The organism is Flavobacterium sp., assembly GCF_041392005.1.
Taxonomy (GTDB): domain Bacteria; phylum Bacteroidota; class Bacteroidia; order Flavobacteriales; family Flavobacteriaceae; genus Flavobacterium.
Genome location: NZ_JAWKMX010000003.1, coordinates 113,866 through 135,244, shown reverse-complemented (window position 1 = coordinate 135,244; position 21,379 = coordinate 113,866). Strand labels below are relative to the sequence as shown.

At 32.3% G+C, this 21,379-nt stretch carries 22 protein-coding genes; 9 read left to right on the top strand and 13 right to left on the bottom strand.

Annotated features, from left to right (window positions below):
- Window positions 1-4: 4 nt before the first annotated feature.
- The gene (tyrS, locus tag R2808_RS03260; protein ID WP_371269522.1) at window positions 5-1,306 is read right to left on the bottom strand and encodes a tyrosine--tRNA ligase; all 1,302 of its coding nucleotides are present in this window, start codon (window positions 1,304-1,306) and stop codon (window positions 5-7) included.
- A 99-nt stretch (window positions 1,307-1,405) separates the two neighbouring features.
- On the opposite strand from tyrS, the gene R2808_RS03255 reads away from it, so the two are divergent.
- A complete protein-coding gene (locus R2808_RS03255; protein WP_371269521.1) occupies window positions 1,406-2,398 on the top strand; it encodes an NAD-dependent epimerase/dehydratase family protein in 993 nt (330 codons plus the stop codon).
- A gap of 8 nt (window positions 2,399-2,406) precedes the next feature.
- On the opposite strand, the gene R2808_RS03250 is transcribed toward R2808_RS03255, so the two are convergent.
- The 3 genes from R2808_RS03250 to R2808_RS03240 are packed head-to-tail and all read right to left on the bottom strand — an operon-like array spanning window position 2,407 to window position 4,846.
- On the bottom strand, window positions 2,407-2,778 hold the full coding sequence (locus tag R2808_RS03250; RefSeq protein WP_371269520.1) for a DUF4296 domain-containing protein: 372 nt from the start codon (window positions 2,776-2,778) through the stop codon (window positions 2,407-2,409).
- A gap of 1 nt (window position 2,779) precedes the next feature.
- Window positions 2,780-4,123, bottom strand: a complete 1,344-nt coding sequence (locus R2808_RS03245) for a dihydroorotase (RefSeq protein WP_371269519.1) — start codon at window positions 4,121-4,123, stop codon at window positions 2,780-2,782.
- Window positions 4,124-4,846 carry a polyprenol monophosphomannose synthase gene (locus tag R2808_RS03240; protein WP_371269518.1) on the bottom strand — a complete coding sequence of 241 codons (723 nt, stop codon included), beginning with the start codon at window positions 4,844-4,846 and terminating at the stop codon, window positions 4,124-4,126.
- 96 nt (window positions 4,847-4,942) lie between these two features.
- Here R2808_RS03240 and R2808_RS03235 point away from each other — a divergent pair, with 96 nt between their 5' ends.
- The gene (locus R2808_RS03235) at window positions 4,943-5,605 is read left to right on the top strand and encodes a DUF4271 domain-containing protein (protein WP_371269517.1); all 663 of its coding nucleotides are present in this window, start codon (window positions 4,943-4,945) and stop codon (window positions 5,603-5,605) included.
- Window positions 5,606-5,615: 10 nt separating this feature from the next.
- On the top strand, window positions 5,616-6,374 hold the full coding sequence (locus R2808_RS03230) for a uroporphyrinogen-III synthase (protein ID WP_371269516.1): 759 nt from the start codon (window positions 5,616-5,618) through the stop codon (window positions 6,372-6,374).
- A gap of 81 nt (window positions 6,375-6,455) precedes the next feature.
- Here R2808_RS03230 and R2808_RS03225 read toward each other — a convergent pair whose 3' ends face one another.
- Together R2808_RS03225 and R2808_RS03220 are read right to left on the bottom strand one after the other, a co-directional pair.
- A complete protein-coding gene (locus tag R2808_RS03225; protein WP_371269515.1) occupies window positions 6,456-6,800 on the bottom strand; it encodes a toxin-antitoxin system YwqK family antitoxin in 345 nt (114 codons plus the stop codon).
- Window positions 6,801-6,951: 151 nt separating this feature from the next.
- The gene (locus tag R2808_RS03220) at window positions 6,952-7,959 is read right to left on the bottom strand and encodes a TlpA family protein disulfide reductase (protein WP_371269514.1); all 1,008 of its coding nucleotides are present in this window, start codon (window positions 7,957-7,959) and stop codon (window positions 6,952-6,954) included.
- Between the two features lie 89 nt (window positions 7,960-8,048).
- On the opposite strand from R2808_RS03220, the gene aspS reads away from it, so the two are divergent.
- The 3 genes from aspS to R2808_RS03205 all read left to right on the top strand — a co-directional run bounded on the left by aspS (window position 8,049) and on the right by R2808_RS03205 (window position 10,365).
- Window positions 8,049-9,794, top strand: a complete 1,746-nt coding sequence (gene aspS, locus R2808_RS03215; RefSeq protein ID WP_371269513.1) for an aspartate--tRNA ligase — start codon at window positions 8,049-8,051, stop codon at window positions 9,792-9,794.
- A 73-nt stretch (window positions 9,795-9,867) separates the two neighbouring features.
- Window positions 9,868-10,089, top strand: a complete 222-nt coding sequence (locus R2808_RS03210; protein WP_371269512.1) for a hypothetical protein — start codon at window positions 9,868-9,870, stop codon at window positions 10,087-10,089.
- A 75-nt stretch (window positions 10,090-10,164) separates the two neighbouring features.
- Entirely contained in the window at window positions 10,165-10,365 is a 201-nt protein-coding gene (locus R2808_RS03205) for a cold-shock protein (RefSeq protein ID WP_371269511.1), read from the top strand.
- Between the two features lie 102 nt (window positions 10,366-10,467).
- On the opposite strand, the gene R2808_RS03200 is transcribed toward R2808_RS03205, so the two are convergent.
- Window positions 10,468-12,291: a TonB-dependent receptor plug domain-containing protein gene (locus R2808_RS03200; RefSeq protein ID WP_371269510.1), complete on the bottom strand. Its 1,824-nt coding sequence runs from the start codon at window positions 12,289-12,291 to the stop codon at window positions 10,468-10,470.
- A gap of 67 nt (window positions 12,292-12,358) precedes the next feature.
- Here R2808_RS03200 and R2808_RS03195 point away from each other — a divergent pair, with 67 nt between their 5' ends.
- The 3 genes from R2808_RS03195 (at window position 12,359) to R2808_RS03185 (ending at window position 14,588) form a co-directional block, all read left to right on the top strand.
- Window positions 12,359-13,843, top strand: coding sequence for a PLP-dependent aminotransferase family protein (locus R2808_RS03195; RefSeq protein ID WP_371269509.1), 1,485 nt, complete (start codon window positions 12,359-12,361; stop codon window positions 13,841-13,843).
- A gap of 68 nt (window positions 13,844-13,911) precedes the next feature.
- A complete protein-coding gene (locus tag R2808_RS03190; RefSeq protein ID WP_371269508.1) occupies window positions 13,912-14,415 on the top strand; it encodes a DUF2975 domain-containing protein in 504 nt (167 codons plus the stop codon).
- Between the two features lie 2 nt (window positions 14,416-14,417).
- Complete coding sequence (locus R2808_RS03185) at window positions 14,418-14,588, top strand: helix-turn-helix domain-containing protein (RefSeq protein ID WP_371269507.1); 171 nt, start codon at window positions 14,418-14,420, stop codon at window positions 14,586-14,588.
- A gap of 38 nt (window positions 14,589-14,626) precedes the next feature.
- Here R2808_RS03185 and R2808_RS03180 read toward each other — a convergent pair whose 3' ends face one another.
- The 6 genes from R2808_RS03180 to R2808_RS03155 form a co-directional block, all read right to left on the bottom strand.
- Window positions 14,627-15,139, bottom strand: a complete 513-nt coding sequence (locus R2808_RS03180; RefSeq protein ID WP_371269506.1) for a hypothetical protein — start codon at window positions 15,137-15,139, stop codon at window positions 14,627-14,629.
- 60 nt (window positions 15,140-15,199) lie between these two features.
- The gene (locus R2808_RS03175) at window positions 15,200-15,481 is read right to left on the bottom strand and encodes a F0F1 ATP synthase subunit epsilon (protein WP_371269505.1); all 282 of its coding nucleotides are present in this window, start codon (window positions 15,479-15,481) and stop codon (window positions 15,200-15,202) included.
- 75 nt (window positions 15,482-15,556) lie between these two features.
- Window positions 15,557-17,068, bottom strand: a complete 1,512-nt coding sequence (atpD, locus tag R2808_RS03170) for a F0F1 ATP synthase subunit beta (protein WP_371269504.1) — start codon at window positions 17,066-17,068, stop codon at window positions 15,557-15,559.
- A gap of 222 nt (window positions 17,069-17,290) precedes the next feature.
- Window positions 17,291-17,467: a hypothetical protein gene (locus tag R2808_RS03165; RefSeq protein WP_371269503.1), complete on the bottom strand. Its 177-nt coding sequence runs from the start codon at window positions 17,465-17,467 to the stop codon at window positions 17,291-17,293.
- Between the two features lie 286 nt (window positions 17,468-17,753).
- The gene (gene glmS, locus R2808_RS03160) at window positions 17,754-19,601 is read right to left on the bottom strand and encodes a glutamine--fructose-6-phosphate transaminase (isomerizing) (RefSeq protein WP_371269502.1); all 1,848 of its coding nucleotides are present in this window, start codon (window positions 19,599-19,601) and stop codon (window positions 17,754-17,756) included.
- A gap of 12 nt (window positions 19,602-19,613) precedes the next feature.
- Window positions 19,614-21,374, bottom strand: a complete 1,761-nt coding sequence (locus R2808_RS03155) for a DUF4270 domain-containing protein (protein WP_371269501.1) — start codon at window positions 21,372-21,374, stop codon at window positions 19,614-19,616.
- Window positions 21,375-21,379 lie beyond the last annotated feature (5 nt).

Genomic DNA, 21,379 nt, shown 5'->3' with positions numbered 1-21,379 from the left:
AAATTCATTTAACTCGAATTACATAATAATTTTTCTTTCCTTTTTGAAGCAATACAAATTGATTATTAATTAAATCATCTTTTGTAATTACTTTGTTTTCGCCTACTTTTTCTTTATTTACCGAAATCGCATTTTGTTTCAACTCGCGTCTTGCATCACTATTTGAAGCTAAAAAATTTGTTTTAGCCGCTAATGCTCCAATCATATCCAAGCCTTCGTCTAAATCAGCAAACGAAATTTCTGCCATAGGAACACCTTCAAAAACTTCTAAAAAAGTAGTTTCATCAAGCTTTTTTAAATCGTCAATTGCATTGCTAAACAACGCATTAGATGCGGCAACCGCTTTTTCATATTCTTCTTTAGAATGCACAAAAACGGTAACTTCTTCGGCTAATCGCTTTTGTAATATACGCAAATGTGGTGCTTGTTGGTGTTCGGCAATTAAAGCATTAATTGTTTCTTTGTTTAAAAAAGTAAATATTTTTATATATTTTTCGGCGTCTTCATCAGATGTATTTAACCAAAATTGATAGAATTTATACACCGAAGTTTTATCGGCAGTAAGCCATACATTTCCGCCTTCACTTTTACCAAATTTTGAACCATCGGCCTTAGTAATTAAAGGGCAAGTCATGGCAAATGCTTTTGCTTTTTCCTCGTTATCTACATTCATACGGCGCACCAATTCGGTTCCGGTTGTAATATTTCCCCATTGGTCACTACCACCCATTTGCAGCAAGCAATTGTATTCTTTATGTAGATGATAAAAATCGTATCCTTGTATTAATTGGTAGGTAAATTCGGTAAAACTCATTCCGGCACCTTCGCCTTCAAAACGTTTTTTAACTGAATCTTTTGCCATCATATAGTTTACCGTGATGCGTTTACCCACATCGCGCGCAAAGTTGATGAATGAAAAGTCTTTCATCCAATCGTAATTATTTACCAATATAGGCGCATTGGCATCAGTAGCATCAAAATCTAAAAAACGTGATAATAACGCTTTTATCCCCGCAACGTTTTTATCTAAAGTAACTTCATCAAGTAAATTACGTTCGTCCGATTTACCCGATGGGTCGCCAATCATACCTGTAGCGCCACCAACCAAAGCAATTGGTTTGTGCCCAAAATTATGCAGATGTTTTAACAATATAATTGGCACTAAACTTCCTATATGTAAACTATCTGAAGTAGGATCGAAACCAATATATGCCGTAGTAGATTCTTTTGTTAATTGTTCTTCTGTGCCAGGCATCATGTCGTGCACTAAACCGCGCCAACGTAATTCTTCTACTAAATTTTTCATTTGTGTACTAATTTTGGCAAAGATAGTTTTTAGTTTAAAAGATAAAAAGTTTGACGGTTTAAAAGTTAAAGGTTTATAAAGAATTAGTATTTTTACCAAATGATTTTAGTAACCGGCGGAACTGGACTTGTAGGTAGTCATTTATTAGTAAAATTGCTTCAAAACAACGAGCAAGTAAAAGCAATTTATCGCAATAAAGAAAGTTTAAAAGCGGTTAAATTAGTTTTTGAATATTATAATGCCTTACCATTATTTGATAGTATAGAATGGATAAAAGCCGATATTAATGACATTCCGAGTTTAGAAACGGCTTTTATGGGTATTACAAAAGTGTATCATTGTGCTGCTTTTATATCGTTTGATGCTAAAGATAAAGACAAATTACACAAAGTAAATATTGAAGGTACGGCTAATCTTGTAAATTGCTGTATTGATTTTTCTGTTCAAAAATTATGTCATGTGAGTTCGGTGGCTGCCTTAGGCGATGCCACAGAAAACGAAGCGACTATAACGGAAGAAACCGAATGGAATCCTGAAGTTTTGCATCATGATTATGCGATTTCAAAATATGCTGCCGAAATGGAAGTTTGGCGTGGCTTTCAGGAAGGTTTACAAGTAGTTATTGTAAATCCTGGAGTAATTTTTGGTTATGGTTTTCCTGATAAAGGAAGTAGTAGCGTAATACAATCGCTAAAAAAGGGAAATCCGTTTTATACAAAAGGTAACTTTGGAATGGTTGCCGTTGAAGATGTTGTTGCTATTATGTATCAACTAATGAATAGTGCAATTTCGGGAGAACGTTATACGCTGGTTGCCGAAAACAAAACATTTCAAGAAGTACTAAACTTAATTGCTGGCATTTTAAAAGTAAAAAAACCATCGATTTATGCCAACAAGGTTTTTACTTCGTTTGCATGGCGCTTGGATTGGTTTTTGTCTAAACTACTACAAAAAGAACGTAAATTAACGCAAGCTAGTGCGCGAGCAGCTCACAGTACCAAACAATTTGACACTACTAAAGTAAAAAACACATTACATTACACTTTTTTAGATATGACTTCGTATTTAAAAAATTTAGTACCTAAAATATAAATTATCGTTTACTCTTCTTCTACTTTAGTGTCTTTGTTTTGTTTTTCAGAATTTGAAATTTCGTTTATTTCTGCTTCTATTTGTTTTAAAACTTTATCGTGCATTTTTTTGTACAGCTTGGGTTGCGCCGCATAATACTTATGGTTTTGAGTGTACAAAAGACTATCTATACCGTATTTAGTATAAATATATTCGTTTTGTTTAAAATTAGTAGGCAGGCTAATAATTCTGTTTTCTGCTATTTGTAAAATGGCAACATCATACAACATAGCTACCATTTCGTCTTCGCTTAATAATTTTTCTGGTTTTTCTACAGGATTCGTGTTACACGAAACCGTAAACAGAAATAAAAACATTACTAAAACTATGTTGTTCTTCATTTTAATTTTGTTCAAAAAGCAATCGTTTTCCTGCTTTTACGTTTTTTAATTTACCATTCGAATATACTAATTTTCCGTTAACAAAAGTATGTGTAATTCTCGATTTAAAATTAGTTCCTTCTAATGGCGACCAACCGCATTTGTATAAAATATTTTCTTTTTTAACTACCCAAGGCAAATGTGTGTTAACAATAGCCAAATCGGCATAATAACCTTCTTTTATAAAACCGCGCTTTTCTATTTTAAAAATTTTAGCTGGGTTATGACACATTTTTTCTACTATTTTTTCAATAGAAATTTTTCCTTTTAAATACGTTTCAAACATAGCTACAACCGCATGTTGAACCATAGGTGCACCCGAAGGACAACTTGTATAAAGATGCGATTTTTCTTCTAAAGTATGTGGCGCATGATCGGTTGCTATTACATCAATTCTATCGTCTAAAAGCGCTTTCCAAAGTGCTTCTTTATCTTCTTCGGTTTTAACGGCAGGATTCCATTTTATTAAGCTTCCTTTCGTATCGTAATCTTTATTGGTAAACCATAAATGATGTACGCAAACTTCGGCGGTAATTTGTTTTTCTTCAAGTGGAATTTTATTGGTAAACAACTCCATTTCTTTAGCTGTTGACAAATGAAACACGTGTAAACGTGCACCTGTTTTTTTTGCCAGTTCTATAGCTTTTGACGAAGAAATGTAACACGCTTCGGCACTTCTAATTAAATGATGTTTGTTTACAGGAATAGCATCGCCAAATTCTTCTTTATACTTTGCTAAATTTTCTTTTATAGTTGTTTCATCTTCGCAATGAACAGCAATTAACATTTTTGTGGAAGAAAATATTTTTTCCAAGGTTTTTTGATCATCAACCAACATATTACCGGTAGATGAACCTAGAAACAACTTGATGCCTGCAACATTACGTGGATTTGTTTTTAAAACTTCTTCCAAATTATCATTTGTACCACCCATCATAAAAGAATAGTTAGCATACGAAGTATCGGCAGCAATTTGATATTTTTGCTCTAATAATTCTTGAGTAACTGCATTTGGAACGGTATTGGGTTGCTCAATAAAAGAAGTTATTCCGCCTGCTACTGCAGCTTTACTCTCACTTTCAATATTGGCTTTATGTGTTAAACCAGGTTCTCTAAAATGTACTTGATCGTCGATTGCTCCTGGAATTAAATAGCTACCTTCAGCATCAATAAGAATACAGTTTGAAGATTTTGGGCTTATACTTTCGGCTATTTCTTTAATGTACTCGTTTTCAATTAAAACGTCGCCTTCAAAAATAGTTCCTTCGTTAACAATTTTGGCATTTTTTATTAAGTAGGTTGTCATTTATAATGTATTGAATATTTTTTTTACACGTAGTAAAACAACTCCAAAAACAGCTTCTTTAATAATTGAGCTACTCATTTTTGATTTTCCTTTTGTTCTATCGGTAAAAATTATGGGGATTTCTACAATTTTTAATTTTTTTGCAAATATGCGATATTTCATTTCAATTTGGAATGCGTAACCTACAAACTTTACTTTGTTAAGATTAATTTTTTCTAACGCACTTTTTTTATAACAGACAAAACCAGCTGTGGCGTCGTGTACTTTCATTCCAGTTATTACTCTAACATATATAGAAGCAAAATACGATAACAGTACTCTAGACAAAGGCCAATTAACAACGTTTACACCGGTAGAATATCGTGACCCTACAGCCATATCGGCACCATTTACACACGCGTGTAACAACCTCGGCAAATCGTTTGGATTGTGAGAAAAATCGGCATCCATTTCAAAAATATAATCGTATTGGTTCTCAAGTGCCCATTTAAAACCGTGTACATAAGCTGTTCCTAAACCTGCTTTTTTTTCTCTAACTTGTAAAAATAGTTGTTGGTTAAATTCGGTTTGTAATGCAACTACTTTTCTTGCAGTACCATCTGGCGAATTATCATCTACTACTAAAACATCGAAATTTTCAGGCAAATGAAACACAGCACGTACTATGCTTTCTATATTTTCTATTTCATTATACGTAGGAATTACAACAATGCTCTTTGCCATATTTAAACTATATAGTGCAAAAATAAGTTATTATTTGAGTTTAATTCTTAATAATTTTATAATTAAATGAATGCAATTTTTATAATTTTGTGCCAAATGGAAATTTTATATAAACTACGGCACATTACTTTTAACGATTGGGCAACGTTGTTGTTTTTTTTGTGTTTTGTAATAATTGCTATAAACCGAAACGTTTACAGCGTTAGATTTAGCGAATTTACAAAACTTGCTTTTTCTGATCGATATGCTAAAACATACAAAGATTCTTCTAATATTTTAAATAGCTTTACGGTTTCTATGTTAGTTGTTCAATTAATTGCTTTGTCGTTTTTTATTTTATTATTTTTTAATCAGTTTGAAATAGCAACAAAAAACAATGGAATTCTATTTGTGCAAATTATAACCTTTTTAAGCGTATTTATTTTTTCAAAATTTTTATTTGAAAAAATAATTGCCGTTACTTTTGCCATAGAAGAATTTGTAGATCAGTTTAATTTGCAAAAAGTAATTTACAGAACCTATATAGGTTTTCTTCTTTTGCCCATTACTTTAGTTTTATTTTACAATCCTGTTAGTAGTAGTGCAATTTTCTATATTATTGGTTTTATCATTCTTGTTTTCAACGTGTTGTTATATATTACTATTGTAAAAAAATATCAAAATTTTATACTTCGTAAAATATTCTATTTTATTTTGTACCTTTGCGCCTTTGAAATAGCTCCATATTATTTTATATATTATTGGATTGTAAAAAACTAGAGAAAATTCTATGCCGAATTTAAAAGTGAAAACAATTTTGGTTTCACAACCGGAGCCAAAAGTTGAAAATTCGCCTTATTTTGAATTACAAAACAAGCTAAAGGTAAAGGTCGATTTTAGACCATTTATTCATGTTGAAGGTGTAAGTGCAAAAGATATAAGGGCTCAAAAAATTGATTTAAGTAAATTTACAGCAATTATTCTTACAAGTAGAAATGCTGTTGATCATTTTTTTAGAGCTGCCGAAGAAATGCGCTTTAAAATTCCTGAAGACTTAAAGTATTTTTGTCAATCTGAAGCCGTAGCTTTTTATTTGCAACGTTATGTGGTTTATAGAAAGCGTAAAATTTATGTGGGTCAAAAAGATTTTTCAGATTTATCGCCACTTATTAAAAAATATAAGGACGAAACTTTTTTACTGCCGAATACCGACCAGCTTAATAGTGATATTCCTGTAACATTAGATAGTTTAAAAATTAACTGGACAAAAGGTATTTTCTATAGAACTGTTGTAAGTGATTTATCTGATTTGAAAGATGTGTATTACGATGTTTTAGCTTTTTTTAGCCCTACAGGCATTCGTTCATTATTTGAAAATTTTCCAGATTTTAAGCAAAATAATACGCGTATAGCTGTTTTTGGAAACACTACAAAACAAGAAGCTTTAGACAAAGGTTTACGCGTTGATATTATGGCGCCAACTCCTGAAACGCCTTCTATGACAGGTGCTCTTGAAAAATACATTTTAGAAACAAACAAAGGAAAATAACAATACGCAAAAAGTATAATAAACATAAAAAGCGGTGCAATTGCACCGCTTTTTATATTAAACCTATATCTAATATATGTTCTAATTTTGAGCCAAAGCTTGCTTAGTCCATTTTTTTACTTCGGCAACTTTGCTATTATTATAATCTACTTCGCTTAAATAGTTTTCGCCCCAAAAGAACCATTTTCCAACTTTTACACCTTTTTTGTATTCTCCCATTGCTTGTTTAACTCCGTTTTCGTTGTACGAAACCCATTTCCCATGGAGTTTCCCATCTAAATAAAAACCTTGCTCTTTAATTTGACCATTATCGTGAAAAAAAGTAGCTTTTACCATATGGTTAACCACTTCGTATTTTGGTTCTATATTTTGAGCGCTTAACAAGCACGAAACCATTAAAATTCCTACCAACAGTATTTTTTTCATAATCTTTATTTTTAATTGGTTAATTATTATGTATCAAATATACATTTTATTTTACAATTAAAAAACTTTTTCTTAACAATTTCGTAACATTAGGGTTTGTTGTATAAAAAAACCGCTACATGTGTAGCGGTTAAAAATTATTGTAATCAGTTTAGTTAACTATACTTTTAAACAATTCTTTTATTTCTTTAGATGATGGTCTCGGTGCGTCTGCATTAACAATAACACCTTCGTCATTTAATAAAATAAAACGTGGAATACCATTTATTTTGTATTCTTTTACAAATTCAGAATTCCAATCGTTATCTGCAAATAACTGAATTCCTGTCAAATCATTTTCTTTAACAAAATTCAACCACTTATCGTGATCTTTAACTCTATCTATAGAAATACTAACAAATTCAATTTTTTTACCATGAAACTCTTTTTCTAATGCCTTTAAAAATGGAATTTCTGCACGACATGGTGCGCACCAAGTAGCCCAAACGTCAATATAAACATATTTCCCTTTTAAATCATCTAAACTTGTTTTTCCGCCTTTAAAGTTTTCATATTCAAATTTTGGCGATTTTGTACCGTTTAGTTTTGCTGCTTCTTTCTTTTGAGCAAGATATTGCAACATCATCATTTGCTCTTGCTTCATACTATTTTTAAGGGTTTCAACTAAATCTGCGTCTAGATTATTACTTTCTAAATCTTCAATATCTTTTTCATATTTTTCCTTAAGAACTTCCGCAACATCTTCTTTATCATTTTCTAACAATGCTTCCAATTTTTCTTGAAAAATCTCGTCTTTAAGTGCTTTTTGAGCTATAAAATTATTCTCTTTTGCGCCCTCGCCTTCGTAAACAATAGACTCATCAAATTCTTTAGCGTCCATTCTTAACTTTAAATCATATCCATTTTTAAAAAACAATAATGTCGTTTCTACACCATCATCTAATCGATGTAAACCATCTTTTGTTTCAAAAGTAGCCGTAAAAACTCCTTCCTTATTAATTGGAATAACTTGTTTAAAACGATACGGTCCAAAAATAGTTAAGGTATCGCTATTTCTATTTTCAATTTTTGCTAAAAACGTTACTTTGCTTTTAATATCGTCTTCTTGTGCAAAAACATTTATAGTTGCTAATAGTAAAAGAAATAATAGCTTTTTCATTTTTTTAATTTTAATAATTAGGTAAGCAATATACATAATTTGAATGTAATTCTACATATTTATTATATTTTTGCAAAAATTAAATTAAAATGTACAGAAATTATACTTGTGGCGAACTAAATGCTACGCATATAAATAAAGAAGTTACGCTTGCTGGTTGGGTGCAGAAAACTCGTGATAAAGGTTTTATGATTTGGGTAGATTTACGTGACCGATATGGTATTACCCAACTTATTTTTGATGAGGAAAGAACGCCAAAAAATGTTTTTGAAAAAGCTAAAACATTAGGACGAGAGTTTGTCATTCAGGTAAAAGGAACGGTAATAGAACGTGAGTCTAAAAACAACAATATTGCTACAGGCGAAATTGAAATTTTAGTTGCAGAGCTAACCGTTTTAAACCAAGCTATGCTTCCACCTTTTACTATTGAAGACGAAACTGATGGTGGCGAAGACATTCGTATGAAATACCGTTATTTAGATATTCGTAGAAATCCGGTAAAAGAAAAATTACTGTTTCGTCATAAAGTGAGCATGGAAGTTCGTAAATATCTTTCAGATCAAGGTTTTTGTGATATTGAAACGCCTTATTTAATTAAATCAACTCCAGAAGGTGCTCGCGATTTTGTGGTACCAAGCCGTATGAACGAAGGGCAGTTTTATGCACTTCCGCAGTCGCCCCAAACATTTAAACAATTACTAATGGTGGGTGGAATGGATAAATACTTTCAAATTGTAAAATGTTTTCGAGATGAAGATTTACGTGCCGACCGCCAGCCCGAATTTACACAAATAGACTGCGAAATGGCATTTGTAGAACAAGAAGATATTTTAAATATGTTTGAAGGTTTAACACGCCATTTACTTAAAGAAATAAAAGGCGTAGAAGTAGAAAAGTTTCCGAGAATTACCTACGACTATGCCATGAAAACCTATGGAAACGACAAGCCCGATATTCGTTTTGGAATGCAATTTGGTGAACTTAATGAAGTAGCACAACATAAAGATCTTGGTGTTTTTAACAATGCTGAATTGGTTGTAGGTATTGCTGTTCCAAACGGAAACTCGTATACTCGAAAAGAAATTGATGCGTTAATTGACTGGGTAAAACGTCCACAAATTGGCGCTTTAGGAATGGTTTATTGCCGATATAACGAAGATGGCACATTTAAATCGTCTGTTGATAAATTTTACGACCAAGACGATTTACAAAAATGGGCAGCAATTACAGGAGCAAAACCAGGCGATTTAATGTTGGTTCTTTCTGGCGAAGCGCATAAAACAAGAACGCAACTATCGGCGCTTCGTATGGAATTAGGAAACCGTTTAGGTTTACGCAAACCTAATGAATTTGCACCATTATGGGTTGTCGATTTTCCTTTGCTAGAATGGGATGAAGAAAGCAATCGTTACCACGCTATGCACCACCCGTTTACTTCGCCAAAGCCCGAAGATATTCATTTAATAGAATCGAACCCAGGTGCAATTCGTGCCAATGCCTACGATATGGTATTAAACGGAAACGAAATTGGCGGTGGTTCTATTCGTATTCACGATAAAGAGTTACAGTCAAAAATGTTCGATTTATTAGGTTTTACAAAAGAAGAAGCCGAAAATCAGTTTGGATTTTTAATGAATGCTTTTCAATATGGCGCACCTCCACACGGCGGCTTAGCTTTTGGTTTAGACCGATTGGTTGCCATTTTAGGCGGACAAGAATCTATTCGCGATTTTATTGCTTTTCCTAAAAACAATAGCGGTCGCGATGTAATGATTGATGCACCATCTAAAATTGATGCGGCGCAATTGGAAGAATTGCATATTAAATTGAGATAGAATTATTATGCTGAATCAAGTTCAGCATCTAAAATGATGAGATTTTGAAACAAGTTCAAAATGGCAAATTAATATGAAATACGTTTTACAAATATTATTGGTGGTTTTCTTTGGTTTACTTGGTTATGGATTTTATTTAAACCATGAAATTCCTAAATCGGGCGATAAATGGATAGGTTTTGGTGTTTTATTGGTTGCTTTTATTATTATGCCGCTGTTTATTGCTAGTAGATACAAGAAAAGTAAAATGAGTGAATTTTTAAAATCGCAAACGAAAAAAACTGAAAATCAATAAATTTCTTGTAAAAAAAGTTTGTTACTTCATTATTAAGAGTATCTTTGACGTATTATTAATTTTATTTTTTATTTAATGCGAACAGGCAAAGTAAAATTCTTCAATGAAGAAAAAGGTTACGGTTTTATTACTGATGATGAAACTGGAAACGACATTTTCGTACACGTTACAGGTTTAAACGTTGAAACATTAAACCAAGGCGACAACGTAAGTTACGAAGAAGAAGATGGAAAAAAAGGTAAAGTAGCTGCTCAAGTTGCAGTTATCGAAGAATAATATAAGATTACGAATTTTATTAGTTTTTGATTACCGATTAAACAAAATCCCTTTCTAAATTCAGAAAGGGATTTCTGTTTTTATAAAATAGCAGTACTATTTTTATCTAAAATTATACTGAAAACCAAAAAGCACATTTCCTTTTGGCATTGGTAAATTATTCGTTTCAAAATATTCTGTATTAAAAATATTATTGGCATACATAGTAAACCTAGCATTTTTATAGTTGTACGAAATAGTACAATCATACAAATTATAACTTGTTCCAAGTGTTCGTTCGGTATAGCGATACGCAATAGTAGTGCTGAAATTTGTGAACCAATTCATTGTGTAATTAGCCACAAACTGATGTTTTAACGAATTAATAGAATAACGCGACTCGGCAACAGCTGTTTTTTTTACTTCGTCTTCAATAAATGTATAACCAAAATGCAATTTATGTGGCAAACCGTTCAAAGCAAAGCGATAATCAACTTGGGTTTCAAATCCTTTTGTTGTAACGTCTTGAATATTACGTGGTGTAAAAATCATATCGGTTGCATTTATCCTAACATAATCTATTAAATCGTTAGAATCGCGATTAAAACCCGCAATGGTTAAATCAATATTCGATAGATTTAATTTAACACCCACTTCTTCTGAAAGTGCATCTTCGGCTTGTAAATCTTTATTTCCTACGGCTTGTGGCCCTATATAATACAAATCGGTATAAGTAGGTACACGATAGGTATAACCAATGTTTGCATAAAGGTTAACATTTTCCGATACTTTGTAACCCAAATCTATTCCTGGAAAAATTTTATTGTCGAAATCAGAAAAATAAGAAGCTGCTATTCCTGGTGTAATGTCGAATTTATTGTTAAAAAACTGAAAACGATGCTCTAAAAACAAAGTAGCAATTTCCCGATTATTATTACCTAAATTATTACTACTAATATAATATTTCGACAGTTCGAGGCCAAAACCAGTTGTTCCTATTTTAGATTGATACGAACCGTTTAATTCTGCCGCAATTTTATTGGTAATATGTAAATTTCGATAAATAGACGGATTGTTTCGTATATAAATATATTCATCTTGATTTCTTCGCCAATAAATACGTGGTTTCCAAGTAATATTTCCTTTTTTAATTTCGGTAGAAACACCTAGTAAACTCGCTTGTGTTTCTTCATACTGCTGTGTAGCAGTTGGAATTCCATAAAAACCATTAGCACCAAATTTTCGTTCATTATAACTTGTAAGCAACGTTATTGGCAATTTGCTTTTATTAAAGGTACTTTTTGTAAAAACATTTGTGTTATCAAAATCGGTATTTTCTCGGTAACCTTCCGAAAAATGCTTACTAACTTGTAGTATATGACTACTGTTTTCTTTTTCGATTGTGCCCAAAACTTCGCCCAAAAACTGATGAAACGAACCTGCTTGAATTTTTGCTGAAAGCGAATTATCAACACCATCTTTGGTAACAATATTAACCGCACCTGTAAACGCATTTTGCCCAAAAATACGCGCTGCTGGTCCTTTTATAATTTCAATTCGTTTAATTACCGTAACGGGAAGCGCCATATTAAGCGTGTGATGCCCCGTTTGTGGATCGTCAACTTTAATACCATCGATAAGCAGTAGTGTTTGGTCAAAACTTCCACCGCGAATGTATAAATCGGCTTGCATACCATTAATTCCTTGTCGGCGTACATCTACGCCTGCAATTTGTTGCAACGCATCGGCAATGTTTGTAACGCCTAAGTTTTTAATATCTGATGCAGTAATAATTTGAATAGTTCTTGAGTTTTCTTTAAACGGTAAATCAATTCGCGACGATGTAATTACCAATTCCTTTAAACTATCATTTCTTATAATTTCCTCTTGTGCATTTGCACTACAAAAAGCCAATACAAATACTATAACTAAATTTTTTATCTTCATATTTTAAATTTTTCGAATACAAAATTCGTAACTTTCCGGACGAGTAAAATAGTCCGCTTTTTAAATTATGGATAGTCCGGTTACTTTAGTTATAAAAGAACTCATTCAAATTGATAAATCAAATACAACCGCCGTTTACATTCAGTTGGCGCAACAACTTATAAATGCTATTCAACGAGGTTATTTAGCACCAGGAACAAAATTGCCAGGAACACGTGTTTTGGCTCAAATTTTGCAAATTCATCGCAATACTGCTGTAGCGGTTTACGATGAGTTAGCTTCGCAAGGTTGGGTAGAAATTAAAGCTAACCAAGGAACTTTTATTATTATTTCTAAACCGAATTTGATAAAAATAAAAGGAAATTCTTTGCAGCAATTCAATTCTTATGCAAAAACTACAGGTTTTCCGCTACAATCGTCTTTACTCTTAGCTTCTACAGTTGAAACTTCGCAAGCAAAATTTAGCTTAAATGACGGACAACCCGACTTACGGTTGCACCCTACGCATCAATTTTCAAAATGGTATAGCGCCGCAATGAAGCGAAAATCGTTACCTAAAAAATGGAATACTAATATTTTGCAATATTCGGCTTACGAAGCACAGCTTTGTAATTATTTAAACGCAAGTAGAGGTTTTCATATTCAACCTCATAATTTGCTAAGTACACGAAGTACCGAGATGAACTTGTATGTTGTTTCGCAAATTTTACTGCAACCAAATGATTTAGTTTTGGTAGGAAATTGGAGCAATTATGCAACGAATATGATTTTTCAGCAATCGGGAGCCAAAATAAAAACCATTCCTACTGATGAAAAAGGTTTAAATGTTGATTTTATCGAAAGAAATTTTACTAAAAACTCTGTTCGATGTGTTTATGTTTGCGCTAATCGAGATTATCCTACTACAAAAAGTTTAAGCGCCGAACGCCGATTGCAATTATTAGAATTAGCGCAAGTGTATAATTTTGCTATAATTGAAGACGATTACGATTACGATTTTCAATTTGAAGGTTTGGCCATGTTGCCAATGGCAAGTTCCGATGCTAATGGACTGGTTATTTATTTAGGAAAATTAGGACAATCGTTATTTCCAAGTTTTCAAACTGGTTTTGTAGTAGCTCCAGAAAACTTAATTATTGAAGCAAAAAATTACCTCCAATTGCTCGATAAGCAAGGCGATTTAATTCAAGAGCAAGTGCTCGCAGAACTTATTTCTGAAGGCGAAATACACCGATTATTAAAGAAAAATGTTTTGGTTTATAAAAAACGGCTCGATTTTTTATGTGATTGTTTACACTTGTATTTTAGCAATACCGTAAAATGGGAAAAACCAGCAGGCGGATTGGCAATTTGGTTACAATTTGAACCGAAAATTTCGTTATTACAATTAGCTAGAGAAACTGAAAAAAACGATTTGTTTCTACCTAAAACAATACTTTATCAAAACAAAAACACTTGTGCTATACGGTTTGGGTTTGGACATTTAACCGAAGAAGAAATTGAAATTGTGGTTAAAAAATTGAAAATGGCATATGATAGAATCGTATTATAATTTATTTTTATTTAATACTTTTTTATTGTTTTTCAATAATTATTTTATATTTGCTAAAATTATAAATTATGAGAAAATTAAACTTTTTAAAAACCATTGTTGATTTCGTTTGGATAATGACGATTATTGCAGCTCCTTTTTTAATTCTGTTCTTAGGTTTTGTAATAATTGATGATAAACCTTTAGGAATGACTTTAAAAATTAATGGCGTTGAACTTAATGTAGTAGACTTAAAAACAAAAATACTTTTACTTTTCCTAATTATTTCTAGCATAATGATAGTATATTCTCTATTTTTATTTAGAAAAATTTTAAGATTATTTCAAATTAAAAAAATATTTGATTCAGAAGTTATTAATAATTTCAATAAAATTGGAATTTTACTGATGCTATCTTCATTTACAGTTGGTATTCCAAATTTACTTATACAAATAATGAACAAAAGTACTTCATTAGATCTTGGAATGAATCCGTATGTTATGATTTTTTGTTTGGGGTTATTCTTTTTAGTTTTAAAAGAAGTATTTACAATTGCTAAAAATCAAAAAGAAGAAAACGAATTAACTATTTAATTATGCCAATAATTGTAAATTTAGATGTAATGTTAGCCAAACGTAAAATGCGAAGTAATGAATTAGCTGATAAAATAGGAATTACATTAGCAAATTTATCTATCTTAAAAACAGGAAAGGCTAAAGCAATTCGTTTTTCTACTCTTGAAGCGATTTGGAAATTGAAATCGTAGTTCAAAAATTGAAAATGGCGTATGATATTGTTAAACTTTTATAAATCTACCCAAAAGAAATTTCCTTTTTCGGTAGCGTTTAGCAAATCTATTTTCATTCTTTGTGCAAATTGTTTTCCACAAGCAATAGCATCTTGTTTATTGGTGTACAAAAACATTTTACAATGTTTATTGGTATCGTACCAAAGGTTTACTTCAAATTGTAAATTATCGTTTTTAAAAACTGAAATATAGCCCAAATTTTTAATTTTCTGTTTTGTATTCATTTTAAAGAAAGCCACTTTGTATTCTGTTCGTAGTATTTGTTGCTTTAAATCGATATAAATAGTCGTAATTTTTGAAAAATTTAAACCAAATATAAACGCAAAAATAGTAAGTTCTAAAAACCCTGTGGGAACTTGGCTCTTCTTTACATTTGTTGTATCAACAGCTAAAAGCTCTGTTATAAATAAATACAAGCATACAACCGATACGCCAAAAAGTAAGGTTGCTAAAATAAGATGAAATACTGGTCGTTTTCCTTCGCTAATAACAAAGTTATCGTTATTCATTTTGTAAAAATAAAAAAGTCCTGCAAATTACAGGACTTTTACTATAGTATTTAAACTGTTTTAGTCGGCTAAAACAATTATCTTATTGTCTTTCATTTCTATTGTTCCCGAATTTATAGGTAACCAATAGGTTTGCTCGTTTTGTTTATTAAATTTAGAAAGAAATTCTTTTTCAATTTTAATACTTTGAGCATTGATTTTTACATTTCCTTTTACTAACAACGACACTATAGGTGCGTGGTTGTTAAGCATTTGGAATTCTCCATTTACACCAGGAACAGCAACTGAAGTAACTTCTCCTTTAAATAATGTTGCTTCGGGTGAAACTATTTCTAAAATCATAATTTTAATTAATTACGAATTTAAAATTACAAATTACGAAAATTGATAATTCGTAATTCATAATTCATAATTCTATTATGCTTCTGCTAACATTTTTTCTCCAGCTTCAATAGCTTCTTCAATAGAACCTTTAAGGTTAAATGCTGCTTCTGGTAGGTGATCTAATTCGCCATCCATAATCATATTAAATCCTTTAATAGTTTCTTTAATATCTACTAATACACCTGGAATACCTGTAAATTGCTCGGCTACGTGGAAAGGTTGCGACAAGAAACGTTGTACACGACGTGCTCTACCTACAACTAGTTTATCTTCTTCCGATAATTCTTCCATACCTAAAATGGCAATAATATCTTGTAATTCTTTGTAGCGTTGTAAAATTTCTTTTACGCGTTGTGCACAAGCATAATGCTCTTTTCCTAAGATTTCTGGCGTTAAGATACGAGAAGTAGAGTCTAAAGGGTCAACCGCAGGGTAAATACCTAACTCGGCAATTTTACGCGACAATACTGTTGTTGCATCTAAGTGAGCAAAGGTTGTAGCTGGCGCAGGGTCTGTTAAGTCATCGGCTGGTACATATACCGCTTGCACTGATGTAATTGATCCTTTTTTAGTTGATGTAATTCGTTCTTGCATAGCGCCCATTTCGGTTGCTAATGTAGGTTGGTAACCTACGGCAGATGGCATACGACCTAAAAGTGCCGATACCTCTGAACCTGCTTGCGTAAAACGGAAAATATTATCTACGAAGAAAAGTACATCTTTTCCTTGATCTTCTCCTGCTCCATCACGGAAATATTCTGCAATTGTTAAACCAGATAGTGCTACACGAGCACGAGCTCCTGGTGGCTCATTCATTTGACCAAAAACGAAAGTAGCTTTAGAATCCATCATTCCGTTTTTATCTACTTTTGTTAAATCCCAACCACCTTCTTCCATAGAGTGCATAAAATCTTCGCCATATTTAATAATGCCCGATTCTAACATCTCTCTTAAAAGGTCGTTTCCTTCACGTGTTCTTTCTCCTACACCAGCAAATACTGATAAACCACCATGACCTTTTGCAATATTGTTAATTAACTCCTGAATTAATACTGTTTTACCTACACCAGCACCACCAAAAAGACCAATTTTACCACCTTTTGCATACGGCTCAATTAAGTCGATTACTTTAATACCTGTAAACAAAACCTCTGTAGAAGTTGATAAATCTTCAAATTTTGGAGCCGAACGGTGAATTGGCAAACCATTTGCACCTTCTTTAGGTAAATTTCCTAAGCCGTCGATAGCGTCTCCGATTACGTTAAATAAACGACCAAAAACTTCTTTGCCAATTGGCATTTGAATAGGTGTACCTAACGCTACCACTTCTTGCCCTCTAGACAAACCGTCTGTAGAATCCATAGAGATGGTACGAACGGTATCTTCTCCTATGTGCGATTGTACTTCTAGTATTAATTTTGTACCGTCTGCTTTTGTAATTTCTAACGAATCATAAATTTTTGGAAGCTCAGCATTTGTAGTATCGAAAACTACATCTACTACTGGTCCGATGATTGTTGCAACTTTTCCTGTGAATTTAGACATTGCTTATGTATTTATTTAATAGCTATTTACGTGATGAAAAATACTTCCGTTTTTCAGAGTGCAAAGATAGTTTTTTTACAAACAATTTTGCAATTTATTTTTTGATTTTTTTGCAATAAAAAAGCGAAATAGGAACATTTCGCTTTTTTATCGTAATAAGATACTTTTTGTATGTGTCTATAAATTTAAACCGAAGTTCATTGGTTAGTTTAATTTTTATATTTATTCATCTAAATTGTCATTGTTTGGATTACCTATTGCATAATAAATAACATATAGCCAACCACAAAGCCCGTGAAAAATAGCCCAAAATATAGATTTGTTTAATGACCACGATATGGTAATGGCAAGTACCGACCCAAAACTTACTCCTGTTTTAATAATAATTGATGGTTCCATTTGCTAAAATTATGAAAAATATAATAAAAACAATCTCACTTTTTAAAAATTACATATAGCATAAGTTCAATTAGTAAACACACAAAAATTATAGACTCCTACGGAGTGACAAGATTGTGTCAATTTTTACTTTTAACCTAAATTTTAAAATTTGTTAAAATTTGACAACTTTATAAAAGTTGCCAAATTAAAAACGTAAACCAAAACAATTAAAAGTTTTATAGAATTTTGATATTTTATCTTTTTGAAAATATCTCGACTCCGCTTGATATGACAAACTTTATGTTTACTCAACCGTAACCGATTTTGCTAAATTTCGAGGTTGATCTACATTACAACCTCGCATTACGGCAATATGATATGACAGTAATTGTAATGGTATTGTTGTTAACAATGGTGTTAAAGCTTCGTTAGCTTCGGGAATTTCGATAACGTGGTCGGCTAACTCTTTTACTTGTACATCGCCTTTGGTTACGATAGCAATAATTTTTCCGCTTCGCGATTTAATTTCTTGAATATTAGAAACTACTTTGTCGTAATGTCCTTTATTTGGTGCAATTACCACAACTGGCATTTGCTCATCTATAAGAGCAATTGGTCCGTGTTTCATTTCTGCTGCTGGATAACCTTCGGCATGAATGTATGATATTTCTTTTAATTTTAAAGCCCCTTCTAAAGCTACTGGAAAATTGTATCCTCTACCTAAGTACAAACAATTTGTAGCATCTTTATAAATTGAAGCTACTTCTTTTGCTACATCGTTACTTTTTAAAGCTTCTTCTACTTTTTCTGGTATTAACTCTAATCCTAATAAATAACGCTGGTAATCAGAATTTGACAATGTTCCTTTTGCTTTTGCTAATCGTAGTGCAATAAGTGTAAGTATTGTAATTTGTGTAGTAAACGCTTTTGTTGACGCTACTCCTATTTCGGGTCCTGCGTGCGTGTATGCACCTGCGTGTGTTTCGCGAGAAATTGACGAACCTACTACATTGCAAACACCGAAAACAAAAGCACCGTTTTCTTTTGCCAATTTAATTGCCGCTAATGTATCGGCAGTTTCGCCCGATTGTGAAATAGCAATAACCACATCGTCTTTATTTATTATAGGATTTCGATATCGAAATTCTGATGCGTATTCTACCTCAACAGGAATTCGTGCAAATTCTTCAATTATATATTCGGCGACTAAGCCAGCGTGCCAAGAAGTTCCGCAAGCCACAATTAATATTCTTTTTGCATTTAGGAATTTTTCGATATTATCTTCAATTCCAGCCATTTGAATAATCCCTTTATTAGCTAACAAACGACCACGATAAGTATCTTTAATCGCACTTGGTTGCTCATAAATTTCTTTTAGCATAAAATGCTCGTAGCCACCTTTTTCAATTTGTTCCAAGTTCATTTGGAGTTCTTGCACATAAGGATCTACTAATGAATCGTCTTTAATTTTACGAACGCGCATTGGTTTGTGCAAGCGAACAACTGCCATTTCTTCATCTTCAAGGTAAATTGCATTTGCTGTGTATTCTATAAAAGGTGACGCATCGGAAGCTATAAAAAACTCGTCTTCGCCTATACCTATTGCTAATGGCGAGCCTAAACGCGCTACTACAATTTCGTTTGGCTTGGTTTTGTCGAAAACAGCTATAGCGTAAGCTCCAACTACTTGGTTAAGCGCAATTTGAACCGCTTTACCTAGTTTAATGTTTTCCTTTTTTTGAATTTCTTCTATTAAATTTATTAAAACCTCAGTATCGGTATCGGAATGAAATGTATAACCTCTTTTTATTAATTCTTTTTTTATGGGTTCATAATTTTCGATAATTCCGTTATGAACAATCACTAAATTTCCAGAATTTGAATAATGCGGATGCGAGTTTACATCGTTTGGCACGCCGTGAGTTGCCCAACGTGTATGCCCAATTCCTATGGTTCCGTTTTTGGTGTTTTCGGAAGCTGCTTTAGCTTCTAAATCGGAAACTTTTCCTTTTGTTTTCGATAGTTTTAAATCGGTGCCGTCGTATAAAACAATTCCAGCACTGTCGTATCCTCTATATTCTAATCGCTTTAATCCTTTAACAATTATTGGATAAGCTTCTCTATGACCAATGTAACCTACAATTCCACACATAAAGCATTATTATTAATTAGGTTCTGTATAAAAAATTTCGAATTTTACTCTTTTTTCGTCTGTTGTGTTGCTTCCGTAAAGTACTGTTCCTAAAGGATTCATAATGTTTGCCACAGGAACATATTTTATTTCGGTTGACGCTTCATCGTTAGCAATAGTAAACGGATTTTTAAGATAAGCGTTTGAACTTGTAGCAATATCTTCTGTAACGCAAACTCCAATTCGTATGTTTTCGTTCAGCTCGTCATCTACTTTTCCATCGTTATTTCTATCTGTTTTTAGTAAATTTTTGATGTGCTCTGTTAATCGAATAGAATATTGCACACCTCTTTTATTTCCATTAGCATTGGTTTCTTTGTAAATAATTCCGCCAAAACCATATTTACTAAATTTTGAATTGCTTGCTGTTGAATTATCGGCAACATAATCTGCTAAAACAGTATTATTTGTAGCATTGTACACATATATACGATATGGTTCTGTTGTGCTACTCATAGCATCTTGGTCGATATAAAATGTTAAAATAGCATCGTTTATTAACCATTTTCTTGCTCTTATTTCGTCTAATTCATCGGGCACACCATTGCTTCCGGAAACTAGTTCTCCATCTTCGTTAAGCGATTTTACATCTTCACTTCCGAATAAATCGATGTATGCAACAGAACCTTGTCCTCCTTTAAGATACAGTTTTTCGTCTCCCGTATTAGGATTTGACATGTTTAACTCGTTTAAATAGTCGTTATTATTGCTGTACGTTAAGAAATTAATATTATTGCACTTAATGCTTGTAGCTGAATTGTAGCCCATTCGCAATTGTAATTCTCTACGTGTTTTTGTAGCGGTTACATCGTTTGTAGCTGCAGCTTTGAATATTATTTTAATTTGAGCTTGTGTTAAATTTAACATCGCTAACGAACCAACATTTGGTGTGTTTTCGGTTACTTTAAAGTAAAGACCTTTGAACGCACTTTTAAAAATACTATTGTTTGTTAACGTTCCGTTTGTCCATTCGTCTAATATTTTTTCTTTAAAGAAATTAGTATCTACATCTAACCAAATACCTGGTTCGAAACGTTCTTTAATTACTCTAACTGATGGATCAAACTGATCGGTTAAAACGGTTCCAGAATTATCTACATACTCTCCATTTCCGTTTGTTTTATAAATATAAATTTCTTTATTATTAAAATAAAATTCGCTGTTTTGAGCAGTATTGCTACTATTGTTAATTAAATCGGTACCCGCTGCATCGCTAATTAGTGATTCTTGGTTATTGTAATATTTTTGAGACGTTTGAAAATTATCTTCTGGATCGAAATCGTTTAAAAAATACTTATTTTCGAACAATTGTAATGTAAACTTTGCTGGATTATTAGCATCGTAATTATAAACAGAATCTAATTCGTACTTTCTCTCTCCACTTTCTAAAGTTCCTTTAAGCGAGCTGTAATAAGGTATGTAAATATAAACCGAATCTACTTCGGGAAAATAGCCAATTGTAGGATCTTCGTTTACCAATTCTACTTGCGAAACAAAGCTGGCTTTAGTTGTGCCAAAAAAACCATTATCCATTATACCAAAGGAAAGCACAGGTAAGTTGTTACTTTGCACTTCATTTGTAGCGTGAGAATATGTTTTAATATTGTCAACCAGATATCGACTAAAATCGTAATGTGTATTTCCTACCACGTTAGTGCCTATTTCGTTGTAATCGTCATCACACGACAGCACTATTGCTGCAACAACAAAAGTTAAAAACAAAATCTTTTTCATATTTT